Source organism: Mycobacterium sp., from assembly GCF_965230835.1.
Lineage (GTDB): Bacteria > Actinomycetota > Actinomycetes > Mycobacteriales > Mycobacteriaceae > Mycobacterium.
On sequence record NZ_CBDDLW010000002.1, the window covers coordinates 1,446,637 to 1,472,041 of the forward strand.

Consider the following 25,405-nt stretch of genomic DNA (forward strand, 5'->3'; position numbering starts at 1 on the left):
CGTTGCTGGAACCTCGGCCCAGGCGATGGGTCGCGTCTCATCGCTGGTGTAAATGGTCACGGGCGTAGGTTCCGTCGCAACCGACGAAAGCTATGAAGGAGGGGCTACGCCCGTGACCAAGCGAGTATCGCCGATTGAGCGTGTGCGTGTTGAGATGGATCAGTTGTTCGCCGCGACCGAGCGGCCGTTGACCGAGATTTTGGAGGAGGTCGGGCGGTTATCGGTGCGTCTGGTGTTTCAGGTCGCCGTGGAGGCCGAGGTAGAAGCAGTGTTGGGCCGAGCCCGTCACCAGCGTCGGGTTCAGGACGGCCCGGGCGGGTACCGCAATGGGTATCAACCGCCGGCGACGGTGAAGACCACGATGGGCTCGGTCGAATTATGCCGCCCGAAACTACGCGACACCGACGAGCGGTTCTGTTCGCGGCTATTCGGTGCCGGGGTGACGCGCACCCACGCTCTGGAGGCGTTGGTGATTTCGGGATGGGTGCGCGGTTTGTCGGATCGCGACATCGAGGCCGCGTTGGCCGAGGTGCTGGGCTCGCAGGCGGCGTTGTCGCGCTCGACGGTGAGCCGGATTTGTGCGGCCATCAAAGACGAGTTCGCTGCGTGGTCGTCTCGACGCCTTGATGAGCTGGTGTTGGACTACCTGTTCTTGGATGCCTCGAACTTTCGGATGCATCCCAACGCCCCGGCCGAGCCGGTGCTGGCCGCCTGGGGCATCTGCACCGACGGCAAGCCCCTGTTTATTGGGCTGGCCCCAGCCTGTCGGCGGCAACTGAATACTGACCAGTGGGCGGCAATTGAAAATTGACCAGCTTCCTAGAGTGCCTTGGCTATGTGTCAAGGAGGAGGCAGGTGTTGAACGTGGAGGATTGGGCTGAGATTCGCCGGTTGCGCCGGTCGGAGCAGTTGCCGATTGCCGAGATTGCGCGGGTGATGGGTATTTCGCGGAATACGGTGAAGTCGGCGTTGGCTTCTGATGGGCCGCCGAAGTATCGGCGTGCGGTGAGGGGTTCTGTTGCTGATGAGGCCGAGCCGCGGATTCGGGAGTTGTTGGCGGCCTATCCGCGGATGCCGGCGACGGTGATTGCTGAGCGGATCGGTTGGTCGTATTCGATCCGCACACTGAGTGGGCGGGTGCGTGAGTTACGGCCACTGTATTTGGCGCCGGATCCGGTGTCACGGACGACGTATGTGGCCGGTGAGGTCGGGCAGTGTGACTTCTGGTTTCCCGATGTTGTGGTGCCGGTGGGGTATGGCCAGGTTCGTAGGGCGGCGACGTTACCGGTGTTGACCATGGTGTGTGGGTATTCACGGTGGGCTTCGGCGCTGTTGATTCCGACACGCGCTGCCGAAGACTTGTATGCCGGTTGGTGGCAGCATCTTTCGACGTTGGGTGCGGTTCCACGGGTGTTGGTGTGGGATGGTGAGGGCGCGGTCGGGCGGTGGCGGGCACGCCGACCAGAGTTGACCCCGGCATGTCAGGCTTTCCGCGGGACCTTGGCCACCACGGTAGGGATCTGTAAACCCGCTGATCCTGAGGCCAAGGGTCTGGTTGAACGGTTCCATGACTATTTGGAGCGGGCGTTTTTGCCGGGGCGGGTGTTTGGCTCCCCAGCCGATTTCAACATCCAGTTGCAGGCCTGGCTGGTGGGGGCCAACCACCGCCAGCATCGGGTGCTGGGATGCCGGCCAGCAGATCGCATCGCCGCCGATACCGCAGCGATGCTGGCATTGCCGCCGGTTGGGCCCAGCATCGGATGGCGACGCTCAACGCGGTTGCCTCGCGATCATTACGTGCGCCTCGACAGCAACGATTACTCGGTGCATCCGGCCGCGATCGGCCGCCGTATCGAGATCATCGCAGATCTAAACCGGGTGCGGGTCTGGTGTGACGGCACGCTGGTCGCCGACCACGACCGGATCTGGGCCAAACATCAAACGATCAGCGATCCCGAACATGTCCAGGCCGCGAAACTGCTGCGGCGCAAACGGCTCGAGGTTGTTGGTCCACCGCATCACGTGGAGGTCGAACAACGCCGTCTCGCTGATTACGACGCCTTGTTGGGCCTTGACGGGCCGGTGGCGTGATGGCTGCCAAGACCGCGACCAGCAGCCGTGATGTCACCGCCGAGCTGGCGTATCTGACCCGGGTGTTGAAAGCCCCGACGCTGCGTGAGGCCATCGAACGTCTCGCTGAGCGCGCCCGAACCGAAGCGTGGAGCTATGAAGAATTCCTCGCGGCGTGTCTGCAGCGTGAGGTGTCGGCTCGGGAATCTCACGGCGGCGAAGGGCGCATCCGCGCTGCCCGCTTCCCATCACGTAAATCGTTGGAAGAGTTCGACTTCGATCATGCCCGCGGTCTCAAACGCGACATCATCGCCCATCTGGGCACCCTGGACTTCGTCACCGCTAAAGACAACGTGGTGTTCCTCGGCCCACCAGGGACCGGCAAGACCCACCTGGCGATCGGGATTGCGATGCGCGCTTGTCAAGCAGGTCACCGCGTTGCGTTCGCGACCGCTTCGCAATGGGTTGATCGTCTTGCTCGCGCCCATCACAACAGCACCCTGCAAGCCGAATTGGCGCGGCTGGCCCGCTACCCCCTGCTGGTTGTCGATGAAGTCGGCTACATCCCGTTTGAACCCGAAGCCGCCAATCTGTTCTTCCAACTCGTGTCGTCGCGTTACGAACGGGCCAGTCTCATCGTCACCTCGAATAAGCCCTTCGGGCGGTGGGGCGAAGTGTTCGGCGACGACGTAGTCGCCGCCGCCATGATCGACCGACTCGTCCATCACGCCGAAGTCATCGCCCTCAAAGGAGACAGCTACCGCATCAAAGACCGAGACCTCGGCCACACCACCACAGCCGAGGACCAATGAAACCAAGCTGGTCAATTTTCGATTGCCGAAACCTGATCAGTTTTCACTTGCCGTTGACACAGCCGCAGCGGAGTCGGCTGATGCGTGGGCCGACTTCTTGGCTGACCTGAGGAACCGGGGACTACGCCCGCCGCTACTGGGCATCTCCGACGGGGCGCCGGGCCTGATCGCCGCATGGGAGACCACGTTTCCGGCAAGCCTGCGTCAGCGGTGTCTGATCCATCGCTGCCGTAACGTCATCGCCAAGACACCTGTCGCGGTCCAGGACGAGATCAAAGCCGCGTTCTGGTCGATCTTCGATGACATTGACCAGCCACCCGGCCAGCAGGCCGTGGATGAAGCCACCCGCCGCGCCGAGGAGTTCACCACCACATACCGCGGGCTCTACCCAGCCGCGGTCGCTTGCCTGGCCAACGACTTCGCCTCGCTGAGCGTGCATTTGCGCTTCCCCCGCCAACACTGGACACGCATCCGCCATTCCAACCTCATCGAACGCACCTTCGGAGAATCCCGTCGCCGGGTCAAGGTCATCGGCCGCCTACCCGGCGAAACCAGCTGTCTGTCGCTGGTATGGGCCGTCCTCGACCGCGCCAGCCGCGGCTGGCGCGGAGTCACCCAAACATCAGCGACCAGCCGCCACCTCCAAGAACTACGCCACCAACTGCTCGAGCCACCCCGCCCACTGCATCCCCCCACCACAACAACCACGACCGACACCACCGCCGCGTAACATGACCACCAGGAACATGCGCCCAGCGTTTTTACACCAGTCCTAAGACGCCACCAGGCGATGTTGGGTCGAGCTTACATATCGCTGGCCGGGGGAACGACACGTGCCTGCTTCGCTGAGCTGGCATGTCTTCCTAAGCGATGGCTCAAACTTCTAACGGACGGCGCATCGAATAAGGCAGACACCTCAAGATGGGTATCAAGAGCTGTGTTGATCGCGCCGATCACCCGCATCGCGGAAAGCGAATCTCCACCCAGGTCGAAGAACGACTCGTCCACCCCGACCCGCTCCACACCTAGCACCCGCGCGTAGATGTCTGTCAGAATTTCCTCCGCGGGGGTGATCCTGGCGCGATGGCCACCACCGGTGTCGTAGCGTTCCGGGGCCAGCACTGCCTTGGTCGCGGTCCTGATCACAACCTCATCCGGTCTGGTCAGCGCAGCCTCATCGAGCACATTCGTCGACGACAGCCGCCGGCCCGGATGGGAAGCCATCGTCGCTAGGATTCGCTCGAACCGCATTATTAGTGTTTGGATGCGTTCGGCGTCGAATACATCGGTGTCGAACTGGATGCGAAGGCCCAGTTCCCGCCCCGGCCCGCCCTGCACAGTCAGCGGGTAGTGGTAGTAGTCGCGGCTGCTGAACTCGGTGATGGCCAACTCGTGGTCACCCGACAACCCCGCAGGATCGACCGGATAATTTTCGAAAACGAAAACAGTGTCGAATAGGTATCTTTGGCCGGTAAGACGGTGGATCTCGCTTAGCCCCAGATGCTGATGCTCCAGAGTGTCGTTGTGAGCGCGTTGGAGCTGATCAAGCAGGCCGGCGATAGTGGTCGCCGGCGTGATAGTGGCTCGGACCGGCACCGTATTAATCAACAGACCCACCATCGATTCCACACCGGCCACCTCAGCTGGCCGACCCGAAACCGCCACACCGAAAGCCACATCATGCTGACCGGTCAACCACATCAACAACTGCGCCCACCCAGCCTGCAACACAACATTGACCGTGGTACGGCAACGACGAGCCAACTCACCGATCCCCGACGTGACAGCCGCAGACAACTGAAGCGACTCGACAGCTCGTCGACCCTGCCCCACCCAACCCGGTGGACCAACCAGGGTCGGGATATCAAAACCAGCCAGCAGCTGACCCCAGGCCGCACGAGCAGCATCACGATCCCGATCAGCCAACCACGTCACAAACCTGCGATACGGCACAGCCGCTGGCAGCCGCTGCCCGTGATACGCAGCGAATATTTCCCCCAGCAGGATCGGCAACGACCAACCATCAAGAACAATATGATGATTCGTCAACACAAACCGGTGCAGATCCTGCGTGATACGAATCAACGCCACCCGAAAAGCCGACTGGTCGGCCACCTCACACACCGCCGCACGTTCAGCCACACACACCCGCGCAACCTGCTCATCAACATCAGCAACGCCATCCAGATCCACATACCGCCACGGCGCCACCGGGTCAGCAGCGATGACCTGAACCGGCTCATCGAACCGTCCACAAAACCGGGCCACCAAGTTGGGATGACGAACAACCACCGCATGCACCGCATCATGGAGCCGACGCTGATCAAGCGGACCGCGCAGCGTGATATCCAGCTGCACCGCATACACGTCGTCACCGCAACCCCGCGCAATGCTGGCGTGGAACAACAGGCCCTGCTGCAAAGGAGTCAACGGCAAAATATCGGCAATCGGATACCGATCGCTTAACTCGTCGATCTGTCCTTGGGTAAGCCGAGCAGGAACAATATCCGAGGGCGTCAATCCGCCCCCACCAGCACGCACATGCGCGCACATCCCAGCCAACGCATCGAACCACAACCGACCCAACCGAGCCACCGACCCGCGATCCAACACCGACGGCGCCCACGTCCACGCCGCATGCAGCTGCAGACCAGCCTCACCATCAACCGTGACAGCATTGAGCTCCACCGCATGACTCAACGGCATCGGTATCGCCGCCGCGACACCAGCCAACGACAAACCATCCGGACTCAAACGCCACACATCACCAGAGGCATAAGCCGCCGCAGAACCCAACCGCCCCAAATAGTTAAACCCGATAACCGGGTCAATCCCAGCCAACTCAACATCAGGATTGAGATAACGCAACAGACCATAGGTCAGCCCATCAGGCACAGCCCGAAGCTGCTCCTTGACATCCTTAACAACCGAGCCCAACCCCGCCACCCCGGCCACCACCTGCGCCCACGACAACCCCCCAACAGGCCCGCCAACGCTCAACGCCACCGGATACTTGGTGGTAAACCACCCCACCGTGCGCGACAAATCCACATCAGCGCCCAACTCCTCCTGGCGCCCATGACCTTCAACATCGATACCGACAAGCCCACCAGGATTACCCAAAAACTGCGCCCACGCCAACGCGAACGCGATCAACAAAATGTCGTGCACCCCAGCATGAAACGCCGCCGGCACCTCACCAAGCAGCATCCGAGTCGTCTCAGCATCCAGCGACACCGACAACTGCCCGGAACGAGCAAACGTATCCACAGCCGGCCGCACCGCCGGCAACGCCGGCGGTGTTGCCAACACACGCCGCCACACATCAGCCTGGCCAACAACGTCTGGATGACACGCATACTCAGCCAACAACTCCGCCCACCGGGCAAACGACGTCCCCACCACCGGCAAAACAACAGGCTGCCCAGCACAACGCTGGGCCCACGCGATATTGATGTCCTCCAACACAATCCGCCACGACACCCCATCAACAGCCAGGTGATGAATCATCACCACCAGCTGACCCGTCGAGGCCACCCACAAAGCGCTCAACATCATCCCAGCGGCCGGATTCAACCACGACCGCGCCTCCACCAACGCCTGCTCAGAAAACACCTCGACCGACCGCACACAACGATGCGCCTCAACCGAACCCGCCTCCGGCACCCGCAGCGACCACCGCCCCACACCACCGTCGTCAACACACAACCGCAACATCGCATGCCGATCCAGCAAGGCCTGCAACACAACCACCACATCGGCTTCAGTCACACCCACCGGAGCCTGCACCACCACCGCCTGATTGAACTGATCAACCGGGCCCTGCACACCCTGCAACCAACACATAATCGGAGTCGCCAACACCGACCCCACACCCTCATCAACCGGACCACCCGAATCACCGGCGGTCCCAACTACCCGAGCCAACCGCGCCACCGTCTGCTCAACGAAAACATCACGCGGCCGACACAACACACCAGCCGCACGAGCCCACGCAACCACGGCTATGGCCAGAATGCTGTCTCCGCCTAGCTCGAAGAACGAGTCATCAACACCGACCCGCTCCAGCCCGAGGACTTGGGCGTAAATGTCGGCCAGGATCTGCTCGGACGGAGTCACCGGGGCGCGGAAATGATCCCCATCGCGATACTCCGGAACCGGCAAAGCACGCGTATCAAGCTTGCCGTTAGCCGTCAACGGCAACACATCAACCACCATCACCGCAGCCGGCACCATATACCCCGGCAACCGCTCACCCAACGCCGCACGCACAGCAACCGAATCAACACTGCCCGTCACCAACTCAGTGACATAACCAACCAAACGCTTATCGCCAGGACGATCCTCACGAGCAACCACCACCGCCTGCTCAACCCCACCCACCCCAGCCAGAGCCGCACGCACCTCACCCAACTCAATCCGATACCCACGAATCTTGACCTGCTCATCAACACGCCCCCGATAATCCAACTGCCCATCAGCACGCCAACACACCAAATCCCCCGTGCGATACATCCGTTGGCCCAACACCCCCACACCAACAAACGGACACGCCACAAACCGCGACCCCGTCAACCCCGCCCGACCCACATACCCCACACCCACCCCACGACCAGCCACATACAACTCCCCCACCACCCCAACCGGCACCGGCCGCAACCACCCATCAAGCACAAAAAAACCAAGATGACCCAACGGCACCCCAATAGGACTAGCGACGCTGGCAACATCACCAACGACAATCTCCCGCAACGACGCATGCACCGTCGTCTCAGTGATGCCATACATATTGATCAAACGCGGCAAACCCGGATGGTTACCCAGCCACGCCCCAAGACGCTGCGGCTCCAACGCTTCACCGCCGAACACCACCAACTCAAGCTTGAGCTGACGCCCCAACTCAGGCTGCAGCTCATCAGCGCTTTGCAACGCATAAAACGCCGACGGCGTCTGGCTTAAAACATTGACCTGCTCAGCAACCAACAAGGCATGGAAATCCTGCGGCGAACGCACCACCTGCTCAGACACCACCACCAACCGCGCCCCGCTCAGCAGCGCCCCCCAGACCTCCCACACCGAAAAATCGAAAGCCAACGAATGACACTGCGTCCAAACCTGCCCCGACGACAGTTCCAGACCAGCACCCACAGCCTCCAACAACCAAGCCACATTGTGGTGGGTGACCGCAACGCCTTTGGGCACACCGGTAGTGCCCGAGGTGTAGATGATGTAAGCCACCTCATCAGCGGCCGGAGCAGCCAAACCCGTGCCCGGGTAACTATCAATACCGGGGTCACCGATATCGACAACGCCCAGATCAAACCCATCCAACCGATCAGCCAACCCCGCCATGGTGATCGCAACAATCGGCGCAGCATCAGCGAGCATGAACTCAATCCGCGCATCAGGCACCACCGGGTCGATCGGCACATAAGCCGCCCCCGTCTTAAGCACCGCCAACATCGCCACAACCGCCTCCGCGGAGCGCTCCAACAACAACGCCACCCGCTCACCAGCACCCACACCCCGACCAACCAACAAATGCGCCAACCGGTTAGCCGCCTCATCAAGCTCGCGATACGTCACCGACGCACCCTCAAAACTCACCGCCACCGCCTCCGGCGCACGCCCCACCTGCGCAGCAAACAACACCGGAACCGACACCGCCGACGTCACCGGCCGAGCCAACACCGCCCGATTACCGATCTCATCAAGACGGACACGCTCAACCTCATCAAGCACATCAATCGACGACACACGCCGGCCCGGATCGACCGTCATCGCCACCAACACCCGCTGCAGCCGAGCGATCAATGTTTGGATGCTGGCCGAGTCGAACACATCGGTACGAAACTCCACCGTTCCGCCGATGCCAGCGGGCCCACCATCCTCGGTAAAACGTTGCGACAGCGAAAACGTCAGATCCATCCGGGCGGTGTGGGTATCCACCGGCAACTGACTAACCTGCAAATCACCCAACACCAACCCAGCCCCAGCAGCACCGGTGTCATGGCCAGGAAGGTTCTGCCACGCCAACGCCACCTGCACCAGCGGATGATGCGCCAGACTCCGAGTCGGGTTAAGCCGCTCCACAAGCACCTCAAAAGGCACATCCTGATGCTCATAGGCAGCCAAGCTGCGCCGCCGCACCTGAGCCAACAACTCCCCAACAGTGGGATCACCACCCAGATCGACCCGCAGCACCAAGGTGTTAACGAAAAACCCAACCAACTCATCAAGAGCAGGGTCACCACGCCCAGCAATCGGGAACCCCACCGCCACATCAGAACTCGCACTCAGCTTGCCCAACAGCACCGCAAGACCCGCCTGGATCACCATGAAACTGGTCGCGTTGCACTCCCGAGCAACATCACCCACCGCCTGCTGCAACGCAGCAGGCCAATCCAGTTCCACCGTGGCACCACACTGATCAGCCACCGGTGGATACGGCCGATCGGTAGGAAGCACCAACCGTTCAGGCATCCCCGCCAACGCATCCTGCCAATACCCCAACTGCGCAGCTATCGGACCATCGACGTCGTCAAGATCACCGAACTGAGCACGCTGCCACAACGTGTAATCGACATACTGCACCGGCAATTCAGCCCAACCCGGAGCCCGCCCCACACACCGGCTGGCATACGCCACACCCAAATCACGCACCAACGGAGTAACCGACCAACCATCAGCAGCAATATGATGAGCCACACCCACAAACACATGCTCATCCTCACCAACCCGGAAAAGCCGCGCCCGCAAAGGAATCTCAGCCGCAAGATCAAACGCGTAATGCGCCGCACTTTCGATCTCTTCGTCTAAGCGACCCGCCGACCAGCCCGTGGCATCAACCACATCCCAACCGAAATCAGCCCGCTCCACCGGCACCACCAACTGCCGAGGTATCCCCTCAACCGCCGGCAACAACGTGCGTAGGCTCTCATGACGACCCACCACATCAGCCAGCGCAGCCCTCAACGCCTCAGCATCCAGACGCCCACACAACCGCAACGCCACCGCCATGTTGTAAACCGGCGAAGGCCCCTGCAACTGATCCAAAAACCACAACCGGTTTTGAGCAAACGACAACGGAACCACCGCCGGACGCTCACCAACCACCAACGGCACACGCACACCAGACTCAGCCCCAATACACACCGCCAACTGAGCAACCGTGGGCGCCTCAAACACAGCACGCACCGAAAGACCAGCATCCAAACCACTATTGACCGCCGCGACCAAACGCATCGCCAACAGCGAATCCCCACCCAAATCGAAGAACGAGTCATCAACACCGACCCGCTCCACACCGAGGACATAGGCATAAATACCGGCCAGGATCTCCTCAACCGCATCCGCCGGAGCACGATAACGATCCCCATCGCGATACTCCGGAACCGGCAAAGCACGCGTATCAAGCTTGCCGTTAGCCGTCAACGGCAACACATCAACCACCATCACCGCAGCCGGCACCATATACCCCGGCAACCGCTCACCCAACGCCGCACGCACAGCAACCGAATCAACACTGCCCGTCACCAACTCAGTGACATAACCAACCAAACGCTTATCGCCAGGACGATCCTCACGAGCAACCACCACCGCCTGCTCAACCCCACCCACCCCAGCCAGAGCCGCACGCACCTCACCCAACTCAATCCGATACCCACGAATCTTGACCTGCTCATCAACACGCCCCCGATAATCCAACTGCCCATCAGCACGCCAACACACCAAATCCCCCGTGCGATACATCCGTTGGCCCAACACCCCCACACCAACAAACGGACACGCCACAAACCGCGACCCCGTCAACCCCGCCCGACCCACATACCCCACACCCACCCCACGACCAGCCACATACAACTCCCCCACCACCCCAACCGGCACCGGCCGCAACCACCCATCAAGCACAAAAAAACCAAGATGACCCAACGGCACCCCAATAGGACTAGCGACGCTGGCAACATCACCAACGACAATCTCCCGCAACGACGCATGCACCGTCGTCTCAGTGATGCCATACATATTGATCAAACGCGGCAAACCCGGATGGTTACCCAGCCACGCCCCAAGACGCTGCGGCTCCAACGCTTCACCGCCGAACACCACCAACTCAAGCTTGAGCTGACGCCCCAACTCAGGCTGCAGCTCATCAGCGCTTTGCAACGCATAAAACGCCGACGGCGTCTGGCTTAAAACATTGACCTGCTCAGCAACCAACAAGGCATGGAAATCCTGCGGCGAACGCACCACCTGCTCAGACACCACCACCAACCGCGCCCCGCTCAGCAGCGCCCCCCAGACCTCCCACACCGAAAAATCGAAAGCCAACGAATGACACTGCGTCCAAACCTGCCCCGACGACAGTTCCAGACCAGCACCCACAGCCTCCAACAACCAAGCCACATTGTGATGCGGAACCGCCACGCCTTTGGGCACACCGGTAGTGCCCGAGGTGTAGATGATGTAAGCCACCTCATCAGCGGCCGGAGCAGCCAAACCCGTGCCCGGGTAACTATCAATACCGGGGTCACCGATATCGACAACGCCCAGATCAAACCCATCCAACCGATCAGCCAACCCCGCCATGGTGATCGCAACAATCGGCGCAGCATCAGCGAGCATGAACTCAATCCGCGCATCAGGCACCACCGGGTCGATCGGCACATAAGCCGCCCCCGTCTTAAGCACCGCCAACATCGCCACAACCGCCTCCGCGGAGCGCTCCAACAACAACGCCACCCGCTCACCAGCACCCACACCCCGACCAACCAACAAATGCGCCAACCGGTTAGCCGCCTCATCAAGCTCGCGATACGTCACCGACGCACCCTCAAAACTCACCGCCACCGCCTCCGGCGCACGCCCCACCTGCGCAGCAAACAACACCGGAACCGACACCGCCGACGTCACCGGCCGAGCCAACACCGCCCGATTACCCCACTGGTCCAACTGCGCGTGCTCAACCTCATCAAGCACATCCAACGACAACAATCGCCGGGTCGGATCAACACTCATGACTGCTTCACCGAGTCGCCAACCATTGACGCCAGCACTCGCTTGAACCGCTCAATCAGTCTTGCGATACTTTCGGCGTCGAATACATCGGTGTCGAACTCGACACGAAGACCCAATTCATGGCCGGGCAAGGCCTGCAGGGTCAACGGATAATGGTTGTATTCGTGCCCGCTGGACTCGGTGATGGCCAAGCCGTTGGTGCTCAACAAACCGCTCGTGTCCACTGGATAGTTTTGATAAACGAAGAGAGTGTCGAACAGTTGATCGTGGCCGGTAAGACGGTGGATCTCGCTTAACGCCAGATGCTGATGCTCCAGAGTGTCGTTGTGAGCGCGTTGGAGCTGATCAAGCAGGCCGGCGATAGTGGTCGCCGGCGTGATAGTGGCTCGGACCGGCACCGTATTAATCAACAGACCCACCATCGATTCCACACCGGCCACCTCAGCTGGCCGACCCGAAACCGCCACACCGAAAGCCACATCATGCTGACCGGTCAACCACATCAACAACTGCGCCCACCCAGCCTGCAACACAACATTGACCGTGGTACGGCAACGACGAGCCAACTCACCGATCCCCGACGTGACAGCCGCAGACAACTGAAGCGACTCCATGCCCCGCCTCCCGGGACCCGACCGCCCACCAGAAGCCACCAAAGTGGGCGTGTCAAAACCAGCCAGCAGCTGACCCCAGGCCGCACGAGCAGCATCACGATCCCGATCAGCCAACCACGTCACAAACCTGCGATACGACCCAACAGCTGGCAGCCGCTGCCCGTGATACGCAGCGAATATTTCCCCCAGCAGGATCGGCAACGACCAACCATCAAGAACAATATGATGATTCGTCAACACAAACCGGTGCAGATCCTGCGTGATACGAATCAACGCCACCCGAAAAGCCGACTGGTCGGCCACCTCACACACCGCCGCACGTTCAGCCACACACACCCGCGCAACCTGCTCATCAACATCAGCAACGCCATCCAGATCCACATACCGCCACGGCGCCACCGGGTCAGCAGCGATGACCTGAACCGGCTCATCGAACCGTCCACAAAACCGGGCCACCAAGTTGGGATGACGAACAACCACCGCATGCACCGCATCATGGAGCCGACGCTGATCAAGCGGACCCGCGACGCCAATATCGAGCTGCATCGCATACACGTCATCACCGGTGCCGCCGGTGGTATTGGCGTGGAACAACAGGCCCTGCTGCAAAGGAGTCAACGGCAAAATATCGGCAATCGGATACCGATCGCTTAACTCGTCGATCTGTCCTTGGGTAAGCCGAGCAGGAACAATATCCGAGGGCGTCAATCCGCCCCCACCAGCACGCACATGCGCGCACATCCCAGCCAACGCATCGAACCACAACCGACCCAACCGAGCCACCGACCCGCGATCCAACACCGACGGCGCCCACGTCCACGCCGCATGCAGCTGCAGACCAGCCTCACCATCAACCGTGACAGCATTGAGCTCCACCGCATGACTCAACGGCATCGGTATCGCCGCCGCGACACCAGCCAACGACAAACCATCCGGACTCAAACGCCACACATCACCAGAGGCATAAGCCGCCGCAGAACCCAACCGCCCCAAATAGTTAAACCCGATAACCGGGTCAATCCCAGCCAACTCAACATCAGGATTGAGATAACGCAACAGACCATAGGTCAGCCCATCAGGCACAGCCCGAAGCTGCTCCTTGACATCCTTAACAACCGAGCCCAACCCCGCCACCCCGGCCACCACCTGCGCCCACGACAACCCCCCAACAGGCCCGCCAACGCTCAACGCCACCGGATACTTGGTGGTAAACCACCCCACCGTGCGCGACAAATCCACATCAGCGCCCAACTCCTCCTGGCGCCCATGACCTTCAACATCGATACCGACAAGCCCACCAGGATTACCCAAAAACTGCGCCCACGCCAACGCGAACGCGATCAACAAAATGTCGTGCACCCCAGCATGAAACGCCGCCGGCACCTCACCAAGCAGCATCCGAGTCGTCTCAGCATCCAGCAACGTCGTCAGCCGCCCCGCGGTAACATAGGTATCCTGTTCGGGACACACTGCCGACAACACCGGCGGGGTCGCCAACACACGCCGCCACACATCAGCCTGGCCAACAACGTCTGGATGACACGCATACTCAGCCAACAACTCCGCCCACCGGGCAAACGACGTCCCCACCACCGGCAAAACAACAGGCTGCCCAGCACAACGCTGGGCCCACGCGATATTGATGTCCTCCAACACAATCCGCCACGACACCCCATCAACAGCCAGGTGATGAATCATCACCACCAGCTGACCCGTCGAGGCCACCCACAAAGCGCTCAACATCATCCCAGCGGCCGGATTCAACCACGACCGCGCCTCCACCAACGCCTGCTCAGAAAACACCTCGACCGACCGCACACAACGATGCGCCTCAACCGAACCCGCCTCCGGCACCCGCAGCGACCACCGCCCCACACCACCGTCGTCAACACACAACCGCAACATCGCATGCCGATCCAGCAAGGCCTGCAACACAACCACCACATCGGCTTCAGTCACACCCACCGGAGCCTGCACCACCACCGCCTGATTGAACTGATCAACCGGGCCCTGCACACCCTGCAACCAACACATAATCGGAGTCGCCAACACCGACCCCACACCCTCATCAACCGGACCACCCGAATCACCGGCGGTCCCAACTACCCGAGCCAACCGCGCCACCGTCTGCTCAACGAAAACATCACGCGGCCGACACAACACACCAGCCGCACGAGCCCGCGCCACCACCTGCATCGACAAAATGCTGTCCCCACCCAAATCGAAAAACGAGTCATCAACACCGACCCGCTCCACACCGAGGACATAGGCATAAATACCGGCCAGGATCTCCTCAACCGCATCCGCCGGAGCACGATAACGATCCCCATCGCGATACTCCGGAACCGGCAAAGCACGCGTATCAAGCTTGCCGTTAGCCGTCAACGGCAACACATCAACCACCATCACCGCAGCCGGCACCATATACCCCGGCAACCGCTCACCCAACGCCGCACGCACAGCAACCGAATCAACACTGCCCGTCACCAACTCAGTGACATAACCAACCAAACGCTTATCGCCAGGACGATCCTCACGAGCAACCACCACCGCCTGCTCAACCCCACCCACCCCAGCCAGAGCCGCACGCACCTCACCCAACTCAATCCGATACCCACGAATCTTGACCTGCTCATCAACACGCCCCCGATAATCCAACTGCCCATCAGCACGCCAACACACCAAATCCCCCGTGCGATACATCCGTTGGCCCAACACCCCCACACCAACAAACGGACACGCCACAAACCGCGACCCCGTCAACCCCGCCCGACCCACATACCCCACACCCACCCCACGACCAGCCACATACAACTCCCCCACCACCCCAACCGGCACCGGCCGCAACCACCCATCAAGCACAAACAACGCCGCCCCCGCCACCGGCGCACCAATCGGCACCGCACCCGACCCCGCCGTTAAAGGCGCACTGATTGCCACACACATCGTGGTCTCGGTGGGGCCATACGCGTTGACCATCACCCGCCCCGGCGCCCACCGATCCACCACCTCACCCGGACACGCCTCACCTACCACCACCAACGCCACCGACTCCAAACCCTCCGACGAAAAAACCCTTACCGCCGAAGGAGTCTGGGTAAGCACATTGACCTGCTCATCTATCAGCAGAGCACGGAAATCGTCTGGCGAGCCGGCTACTTCCTCCGGCACCACCACCAACCGCCCACCGCGCAAAAGGGCACCGAACGTCTCCCACACCGAGACGTCGAAGGCTAACGAATGACAGTGCGGCCACACACCCGGGCGCGGGAGCCCAGCATCTAGCGACTGCAGCAGCTGGGTGACGTTGTGGTGGGTGACCGCCACGCCTTTGGGCACACCGGTAGTGCCCGAGGTGTAGATGATGTAAGCCACCTCATCAGCGGCCGGAGCAGCCAAACCCGTGCCCGGGTAACTATCAATACCGGGGTCACCGATATCGACAACGCCCAGATCAAACCCATCCAACCGATCAGCCAACCCCGCCATGGTGATCGCAACAATCGGCGCAGCATCAGCGAGCATGAACTCAATCCGCGCATCAGGCACCACCGGGTCGATCGGCACATAAGCCGCCCCCGTCTTAAGCACCGCCAACATCGCCACAACCGCCTCCGCGGAGCGCTCCAACAACAACGCCACCCGCTCACCAGCACCCACACCCCGACCAACCAACAAATGCGCCAACCGGTTAGCCGCCTCATCAAGCTCGCGATACGTCACCGACGCACCCTCAAAACTCACCGCCACCGCCTCCGGCGCACGCCCCACCTGCGCAGCAAACAACACCGGAACCGACACCGCCGACGTCACCGGCCGAGCCAACACCGCCCGATTACCGATCTCATCAAGACGGACACGCTCAACCTCATCAAGCACATCAATCGACGACACACGCCGGCCCGGATCGACCGTCATCGCCACCAACACCCGCTGCAGCCGAGCGATCAATGTTTGGATGCTGGCCGAGTCGAACACATCGGTACGAAACTCCACCGTTCCGCCGATGCCAGCGGGCCCACCATCCTCGGTAAAACGTTGCGACAGCGAAAACGTCAGATCCATCCGGGCGGTGTGGGTATCCACCGGCAACTGACTAACCTGCAAATCACCCAACACCAACCCAGCCCCAGCAGCACCGGTGTCATGGCCAGGAAGGTTCTGCCACGCCAACGCCACCTGCACCAGCGGATGATGCGCCAGACTCCGAGTCGGGTTAAGCCGCTCCACAAGCACCTCAAAAGGCACATCCTGATGCTCATAGGCAGCCAAGCTGCGCCGCCGCACCTGAGCCAACAACTCCCCAACAGTGGGATCACCACCCAGATCGACCCGCAGCACCAAGGTGTTAACGAAAAACCCAACCAACTCATCAAGAGCAGGGTCACCACGCCCAGCAATCGGGAACCCCACCGCCACATCAGAACTCGCACTCAGCTTGCCCAACAGCACCGCAAGACCCGCCTGGATCACCATGAAACTGGTCGCGTTGCACTCCCGAGCAACATCACCCACCGCCTGCTGCAACGCAGCAGGCCAATCCAGTTCCACCGTGGCACCACACTGATCAGCCACCGGCGGATACGGCCGATCGGTAGGAAGCACCAACCGTTCAGGCATCCCCGCCAACGCATCCTGCCAATACCCCAACTGCGCAGCTATCGGACCATCGACGTCGTCAAGATCACCGAACTGAGCACGCTGCCACAACGTGTAATCGACATACTGCACCGGCAATTCAGCCCAACCCGGAGCCCGCCCCACACACCGGCTGGCATACGCCACACCCAAATCACGCACCAACGGAGTAACCGACCAACCATCAGCAGCAATATGATGAGCCACACCCACAAACACATGCTCATCCTCACCAACCCGGAAAAGCCGCGCCCGCAAAGGAATCTCAGCCGCAAGATCAAACGCGTAATGCGCCGCACTTTCGATCTCTTCGTCTAAGCGACCCGCCGACCAGCCCGTGGCATCAACCACATCCCAACCGAAATCAGCCCGCTCCACCGGCACCACCAACTGCCGAGGTATCCCCTCAACCGCCGGCAACAACGTGCGTAGGCTCTCATGACGACCCACCACATCAGCCAGCGCAGCCCTCAACGCCTCAGCATCCAGACGCCCACACAACCGCAACGCCACCGCCATGTTGTAAACCGGCGAAGGCCCCTGCAACTGATCCAAAAACCACAACCGGTTTTGAGCAAACGACAACGGAACCACCGCCGGACGCTCACCAACCACCAACGGCACACGCACACCAGACTCAGCCCCAATACACACCGCCAACTGAGCAACCGTGGGCGCCTCAAACACAGCACGCACCGAAAGACCAGCATCCAAACCACTATTGACCGCCGCGACCAAACGCATCGCCAACAGCGAATCCCCACCCAAATCGAAGAACGAGTCATCAACACCGACCCGCTCCACACCGAGGACATAGGCATAAATACCGGCCAGGATCTCCTCAACCGCATCCGCCGGAGCACGATAACGATCCCCATCGCGATACTCCGGAACCGGCAAAGCACGCGTATCAAGCTTGCCGTTAGCCGTCAACGGCAACACATCAACCACCATCACCGCAGCCGGCACCATATACCCCGGCAACCGCTCACCCAACGCCGCACGCACAGCAACCGAATCAACACTGCCCGTCACCAACTCAGTGACATAACCAACCAAACGCTTATCGCCAGGACGATCCTCACGAGCAACCACCACCGCCTGCTCAACCCCACCCACCCCAGCCAGAGCCGCACGCACCTCACCCAACTCAATCCGATACCCACGAATCTTGACCTGCTCATCAACACGCCCCCGATAATCCAACTGCCCATCAGCACGCCAACACACCAAATCCCCCGTGCGATACATCCGTTGGCCCAACACCCCCACACCAACAAACGGACACGCCACAAACCGCGACCCCGTCAACCCCGCCCGACCCACATACCCCACACCCACCCCACGACCAGCCACATACAACTCCCCCACCACCCCAACCGGCACCGGCCGCAACCACCCATCAAGCACAAACAACGCCGCCCCCGGCACCGGCGCACCAATCGGCACCGCACCCGACCCCGCCGTTAAAGGCGCACTCACCGACGCAAACACCGTCGTCTCGGTGGGACCGTAAGCGTTGATCATCACCCGCCCCGGCGCCCACCGATCCACCAGCTCGACCGGACACGCCTCACCGGCCACCACCAGCGCCGCCGACTCCAAACCTTGCCGAGACAGAGCGCTCAACGCCGACGGGGTCTGGCCCAATACGCTGACCTGCTCAGCAACCAACAAGGCATGGAAATCCTGCGGCGAACGCACCACCTGCTCCGGCACCACCACCAACCGCCCGCCATGCAGCAGAGCCCCCCACATCTCCCACACCGAGACATCGAAGCTGTAGGAGTGCCATTGCGAGCCCACCCGCCGAGGTCTCGTTAGCGGTCCGGCTCGCAGGGACTCCACCAGTTGAGTGACGTTGTGGTGGGTGACCGCAACGCCTTTGGGCACACCGGTAGTGCCCGAGGTGTAGATGATGTAAGCCACCTCATCAGCGGCCGGAGCAGCCAAACCCGTGCCCGGGTAACTATCAATACCGGGGTCACCGATATCGACAACGCCCAGATCAAACCCATCCAACCGATCAGCCAACCCCGCCATGGTGATCGCAACAATCGGCGCAGCATCAGCGAGCATGAACTCAATCCGCGCATCAGGCACCACCGGGTCGATCGGCACATAAGCCGCCCCCGTCTTAAGCACCGCCAACATCGCCACAACCGCCTCCGCGGAGCGCTCCAACAACAACGCCACCCGCTCACCAGCACCCACACCCCGACCAACCAACAAATGCGCCAACCGGTTAGCCGCCTCATCAAGCTCGCGATACGTCACCGACGCACCCTCAAAACTCACCGCCACCGCCTCCGGCGCACGCCCCACCTGCGCAGCAAACAACACCGGAACCGACACCGCCGACGTCACCGGCCGAGCCAACACCGCCCGATTACCCCACTGGTCCAACTGCGCGTGCTCAACCTCATCAAGCACATCCAACGACAACAGTGACCGGCCCGGATCAGCCGTCATCACCACCAACACCCGTCGCAACCACTCGATCAATGTTTGGATGCGTTCGGCGTCGAATACATCGGTGTCGAACTCGACACGAAGACCCAATTCATGGCCGGGCAAGGCCTGCAGGGTCAACGGATAATGGTTGTATTCGCGGCTGCTGAACTCAGTGATGGCCAACTCGTGGTCACCCGACAACCCCGCAGGATCGACCGGATAATTTTCGAACACAAACAAGGTGTCGAACAAATGATCCTGGCCGGTAAGACGGTGGATCTCGCTTAGCCCCAGATGCTGATGCTCCAGAGTGTCGTTGTGAGCGCGTTGGAGCTGATCAAGCAGGCCGGCGATAGTGGTCGCCGGCGTGATAGTGGCTCGGACCGGCACCGTATTAATCAACAGACCCACCATCGATTCCACACCGGCCACCTCAGCTGGCCGACCCGAAACCGCCACACCGAAAGCCACATCATGCTGACCGGTCAACCACATCAACAACTGCGCCCACCCAGCCTGCAACACAACATTGACCGTGGTACGGCAACGACGAGCCAACTCACCGATCCCCGACGTGACAGCCGCAGACAACTGAAGCGACTCGACAGCTCGTCGACCCTGCCCCACCCAACCCGGTGGACCAACCAGGGTCGGGATATCAAAACCAGCCAGCAGCTGACCCCAGGCCGCACGAGCAGCATCACGATCCCGATCAGCCAACCACGTCACAAACCTGCGATACGACCCAACAGCTGGCAGCCGCTGCCCGTGATACGCAGCGAATATTTCCCCCAGCAGGATCGGCAACGACCAACCATCAAGAACAATATGATGATTCGTCAACACAAACCGGTGCAGATCCTGCGTGATACGAATCAACGCCACCCGAAAAGCCGACTGGTCGGCCACCTCACACACCGCCGCACGTTCAGCCACACACACCCGCGCAACCTGCTCATCAACATCAGCAACGCCATCCAGATCCACATACCGCCACGGCGCCACCGGGTCAGCAGCGATGACCTGAACCGGCTCATCGAACCGTCCACAAAACCGGGCCACCAAGTTGGGATGACGAACAACCACCGCATGCACCGCATCATGGAGCCGACGCTGATCAAGCGGACCCGCGACGCCAATATCGAGCTGCATCGCATACACGTCATCACCGGTGCCGCCGGTGGTATTGGCGTGGAACAACAGGCCCTGCTGCAAAGGAGTCAACGGCAAAATATCGGCAATCGGATACCGATCGCTTAACTCGTCGATCTGTCCTTGGGTAAGCCGAGCAGGAACAATATCCGAGGGCGTCAATCCGCCCCCACCAGCACGCACATGCGCGCACATCCCAGCCAACGCATCGAACCACAACCGACCCAACCGAGCCACCGACCCGCGATCCAACACCGACGGCGCCCACGTCCACGCCGCATGCAGCTGCAGACCAGCCTCACCATCAACCGTGACAGCATTGAGCTCCACCGCATGACTCAACGGCATCGGTATCGCCGCCGCGACACCAGCCAACGACAAACCATCCGGACTCAAACGCCACACATCACCAGAGGCATAAGCCGCCGCAGAACCCAACCGCCCCAAATAGTTAAACCCGATAACCGGGTCAATCCCAGCCAACTCAACATCAGGATTGAGATAACGCAACAGACCATAGGTCAGCCCATCAGGCACAGCCCGAAGCTGCTCCTTGACATCCTTAACAACCGAGCCCAACCCCGCCACCCCGGCCACCACCTGCGCCCACGACAACCCCCCAACAGGCCCGCCAACGCTCAACGCCACCGGATACTTGGTGGTAAACCACCCCACCGTGCGCGACAAATCCACATCAGCGCCCAACTCCTCCTGGCGCCCATGACCTTCAACATCGATACCGACAAGCCCACCAGGATTACCCAAAAACTGCGCCCACGCCAACGCGAACGCGATCAACAAAATGTCGTGCACCCCAGCATGAAACGCCGCCGGCACCTCACCAAGCAGCATCCGAGTCGTCTCAGCATCCAGCAACGTCGTCAGCCGCCCCGCGGTAACATAGGTATCCTGTTCGGGACACACTGCCGACAACACCGGCGGGGTCGCCAACACACGCCGCCACACATCAGCCTGACCCACCACCGCTGCAGCCTGAGCTTGTTCACCGAGCACCGATGCCCACCGGGCAAACGACGTCCCCACCACCGGCAAAACAACAGGCTGCCCAGCACAACGCTGGGCCCACGCGATATTGATGTCCTCCAACACAATCCGCCACGACACCCCATCAACAGCCAGGTGATGAATCATCACCACCAGCTGACCCGTCGAGGCCACCCACAAAGCGCTCAACATCATCCCAGCGGCCGGATTCAACCACGACCGCGCCTCCACCAACGCCTGCTCAGAAAACACCTCGACCGACCGCACACAACGATGCGCCTCAACCGAACCCGCCTCCGGCACCCGCAGCGACCACCGCCCCACACCACCGTCGTCAACACACAACCGCAACATCGCATGCCGATCCAGCAAGGCCTGCAACACAACCACCACATCGGCTTCAGTCACACCCACCGGAGCCTGCACCACCACCGCCTGATTGAACTGATCAACCGGGCCCTGCACACCCTGCAACCAACACATAATCGGAGTCGCCAACACCGACCCCACACCCTCATCAACCGGACCACCCGAATCACCGGCGGTCCCAACTACCCGAGCCAACCGCGCCACCGTCTGCTCAACGAAAACATCACGCGGCCGACACAACACACCAGCCGCACGAGCCCGCGCCACCACCTGCATCGACAAAATGCTGTCCCCACCCAAATCGAAAAACGAGTCATCAACACCGACCCGCTCCACACCGAGGACATAGGCATAAATACCGGCCAGGATCTCCTCAACCGCATCCGCCGGAGCACGATAACGATCCCCATCGCGATACTCCGGAACCGGCAAAGCACGCGTATCAAGCTTGCCGTTAGCCGTCAACGGCAACACATCAACCACCATCACCGCAGCCGGCACCATATACCCCGGCAACCGCTCACCCAACGCCGCACGCACAGCAACCGAATCAACACTGCCCGTCACCAACTCAGTGACATAACCAACCAAACGCTTATCGCCAGGACGATCCTCACGAGCAACCACCACCGCCTGCTCAACCCCACCCACCCCAGCCAGAGCCGCACGCACCTCACCCAACTCAATCCGATACCCACGAATCTTGACCTGCTCATCAACACGCCCCCGATAATCCAACTGCCCATCAGCACGCCAACACACCAAATCCCCCGTGCGATACATCCGTTGGCCCAACACCCCCACACCAACAAACGGACACGCCACAAACCGCGACCCCGTCAACCCCGCCCGACCCACATACCCCACACCCACCCCACGACCAGCCACATACAACTCCCCCACCACCCCAACCGGCACCGGCCGCAACCACCCATCAAGCACAAACAACGCCGCCCCCGCCACCGGCGCACCAATCGGCACCGCACCCGACCCCGCCGTTAAAGGCGCAGTCAAGGCCACATCCACGGTGGTCTCGGTGGGGCCATACGCGTTGACCATCACCCGCCCCGGCGCCCACCGATCCACCAGTTCGACCGGACACGCCTCACCGCCCAGCACCAACGCCACCGACTCCAAACCCTCCGACGACAACATCCCCACCGCGGACGGGGTCTGAATCAAAACGCTGACTTGCTCGCGAACCAGCAGCGCGTGGAAATCGTCTGGCGAGCCGGCTACTTCCTCCGGCACCACCACCAACCGTCCATCACCCAACAACGCCCCCCAGATCTCGTGCACTGAGCCGTCGAAGGCATACGAATGCCATTGCGACCACACCTGTCCCGGCCCCAACTGCAGCTTTGCCTCCAGCGATGCCAATAACTGGGTGACGTTATGGTGGGTGACCGCAACGCCTTTGGGCACACCGGTAGTGCCCGAGGTGTAGATGATGTAAGCCACCTCATCAGCGGCCGGAGCAGCCAAACCCGTGCCCGGGTAACTATCAATACCGGGGTCACCGATATCGACAACGCCCAGATCAAACCCATCCAACCGATCAGCCAACCCCGCCATGGTGATCGCAACAATCGGCGCAGCATCAGCGAGCATGAACTCAATCCGCGCATCAGGCACCACCGGGTCGATCGGCACATAAGCCGCCCCCGTCTTAAGCACCGCCAACATCGCCACAACCGCCTCCGCGGAGCGCTCCATCAACAACGCCACCCGCTCACCAGCACCCACACCCCGACCAACCAACAAATGCGCCAACCGGTTAGCCGCCTCATCAAGCTCGCGATACGTCACCGACGCACCCTCAAAACTCACCGCCACCGCCTCCGGCGCACGCCCCACCTGCGCAGCAAACAACACCGGAACCGACACCGCCGACGTCACCGGCCGAGCCAACACCGCCCGATTACCGATCTCATCAAGACGGACACGCTCAACCTCATCAAGCACATCAATCGACCACAGTGACCGGCCCGGATCGGCCGTCATCGCCACCAAAACCCGCTCTAACCGCTTGACTAAATCACGAACATCGCCATCAAAAAATAACCGCCTCGGACCGGCAGTATTGAGAAAGATCTTCTCATCGGCTCTAATAAACCAAAGCTCCAGTTGGTCCTCGAAGCCAGAATGGGTCACGGCCCCTGACCCCGAAGCACCAGCAAGATCCGCTAAACGTGTCGTGGGGATATAATTTATAACTACTCGATTCGGGGCCTGCATGACGCCGTCGAGGCGTGATTTGTTCTCAATTGTGCGCACTGGGAACCGCTGATGCTGCAGCGCTTCTCGTATTCGCGTGTCCACATGTTCACAAAAAGCGGAGACCTCGGAGTCCGGCGAGACTTTCAACACCAGCGGTACCACCCCGGAGAGCATTCCGGGCACCGTCTGCGCCTCCGGACGGACGCGTCTGCTTACCGGGAAATCGAGCACCACTTCCGACCCCGCGGCCTGACAACCGCGCACCAGGAGCGCACACGCCGCGGTAAGCACCGACGCACGGCGCACACCCAGTGCATCAGCCAACTGACGGATCTCGGCAACAACGCAGGGGTCCAATTCGACTGGCACGGAATACTCATCCTGACCGCGCAAGCCCTCGGCATCCGGAAGTCGATGCCACAATTCGCTTTCCGACCCGCGGTTTTTCGCCCAATACTCCTGGTCATCGAGATAGTCGGCAGACGCTTCGTATTCCGACTCGCAATCAATCAGATCACTCAGTGACCCAAAAAAAGCAGGCGGAATGTCCGCTCCCGATGCAATTGCAGAATATATGGCCGCGATCCGATGACAAATAAGCGCAAGACCAATTCCGTCCATCACAATGTGATGGCAACACACGAAGAAGTATAATTCATCGACCCGTGTCTGAAACAATGCAAATTTGAACAACGGGCCCGTCAGCGGCATCAACGTGCGTTGAATTGATGCCGCGAGCCCATAAGCGTCCCGTTCAGGCTCCCGCGAACCCATGAGGTTATAGCGAGCAACCTCGATGTTGGGGTAATCAATCGCTTTTTGGAAAATCTGTCCATTCACTTGAAAGAATGCAGCTCGCAGCGGCTCGGCCTCGCGAACTACTTGACGGATCGCCCGTTCGAGAAGATCTGGATCTACCGCGCCATCGATTCGGGCGAGCAAGCCAATCTGCCACTTCGCCCCGAAGCGACCCGTTTCTTCCCCAATCCATATATCCAGCTGTCCGCGCGTCAGCGGAAGCGCCCGATCGTCAAGTTCCATCGAACTCTCCCA

Annotated in this window: 5 protein-coding genes and 1 pseudogene; 4 read left to right on the top strand and 2 right to left on the bottom strand. The window is 60.9% G+C overall.

Annotation, left to right across the window (positions count from 1 at the left end):
• Window positions 1-154: 154 nt before the first annotated feature.
• The 4 genes and pseudogenes from ACO07W_RS07165 to ACO07W_RS07180 all read left to right on the top strand — a co-directional run.
• A pseudogene (locus tag ACO07W_RS07165) lies at window positions 155-796 on the top strand (transposase); the annotation flags it as partial.
• A 59-nt stretch (window positions 797-855) separates the two neighbouring features.
• Entirely contained in the window at window positions 856-2,091 is a 1,236-nt protein-coding gene (gene istA, locus ACO07W_RS07170) for an IS21 family transposase (protein WP_421839994.1), read from the top strand.
• Window positions 2,091-2,882 carry an IS21-like element helper ATPase IstB gene (gene istB / locus ACO07W_RS07175; protein WP_421839995.1) on the top strand — a complete coding sequence of 264 codons (792 nt, stop codon included), beginning with the start codon at window positions 2,091-2,093 and terminating at the stop codon, window positions 2,880-2,882. Before istA ends, istB begins: the two co-directional genes overlap by 1 nt.
• Window positions 2,883-2,904: 22 nt before the next feature.
• Window positions 2,905-3,612, top strand: coding sequence for a transposase (locus ACO07W_RS07180; protein ID WP_421841959.1), 708 nt, complete (start codon window positions 2,905-2,907; stop codon window positions 3,610-3,612).
• A gap of 74 nt (window positions 3,613-3,686) precedes the next feature.
• Here ACO07W_RS07180 and ACO07W_RS07185 read toward each other — a convergent pair whose 3' ends face one another.
• Together ACO07W_RS07185 and ACO07W_RS07190 are read right to left on the bottom strand one after the other, a co-directional pair.
• Window positions 3,687-11,900: an amino acid adenylation domain-containing protein gene (locus tag ACO07W_RS07185; RefSeq protein ID WP_421841961.1), complete on the bottom strand. Its 8,214-nt coding sequence runs from the start codon at window positions 11,898-11,900 to the stop codon at window positions 3,687-3,689.
• Window positions 11,897-25,393: an amino acid adenylation domain-containing protein gene (locus ACO07W_RS07190; RefSeq protein WP_421841963.1), complete on the bottom strand. Its 13,497-nt coding sequence runs from the start codon at window positions 25,391-25,393 to the stop codon at window positions 11,897-11,899. Before ACO07W_RS07190 ends, ACO07W_RS07185 begins: the two co-directional genes overlap by 4 nt.
• Window positions 25,394-25,405: the final 12 nt, after the last annotated feature.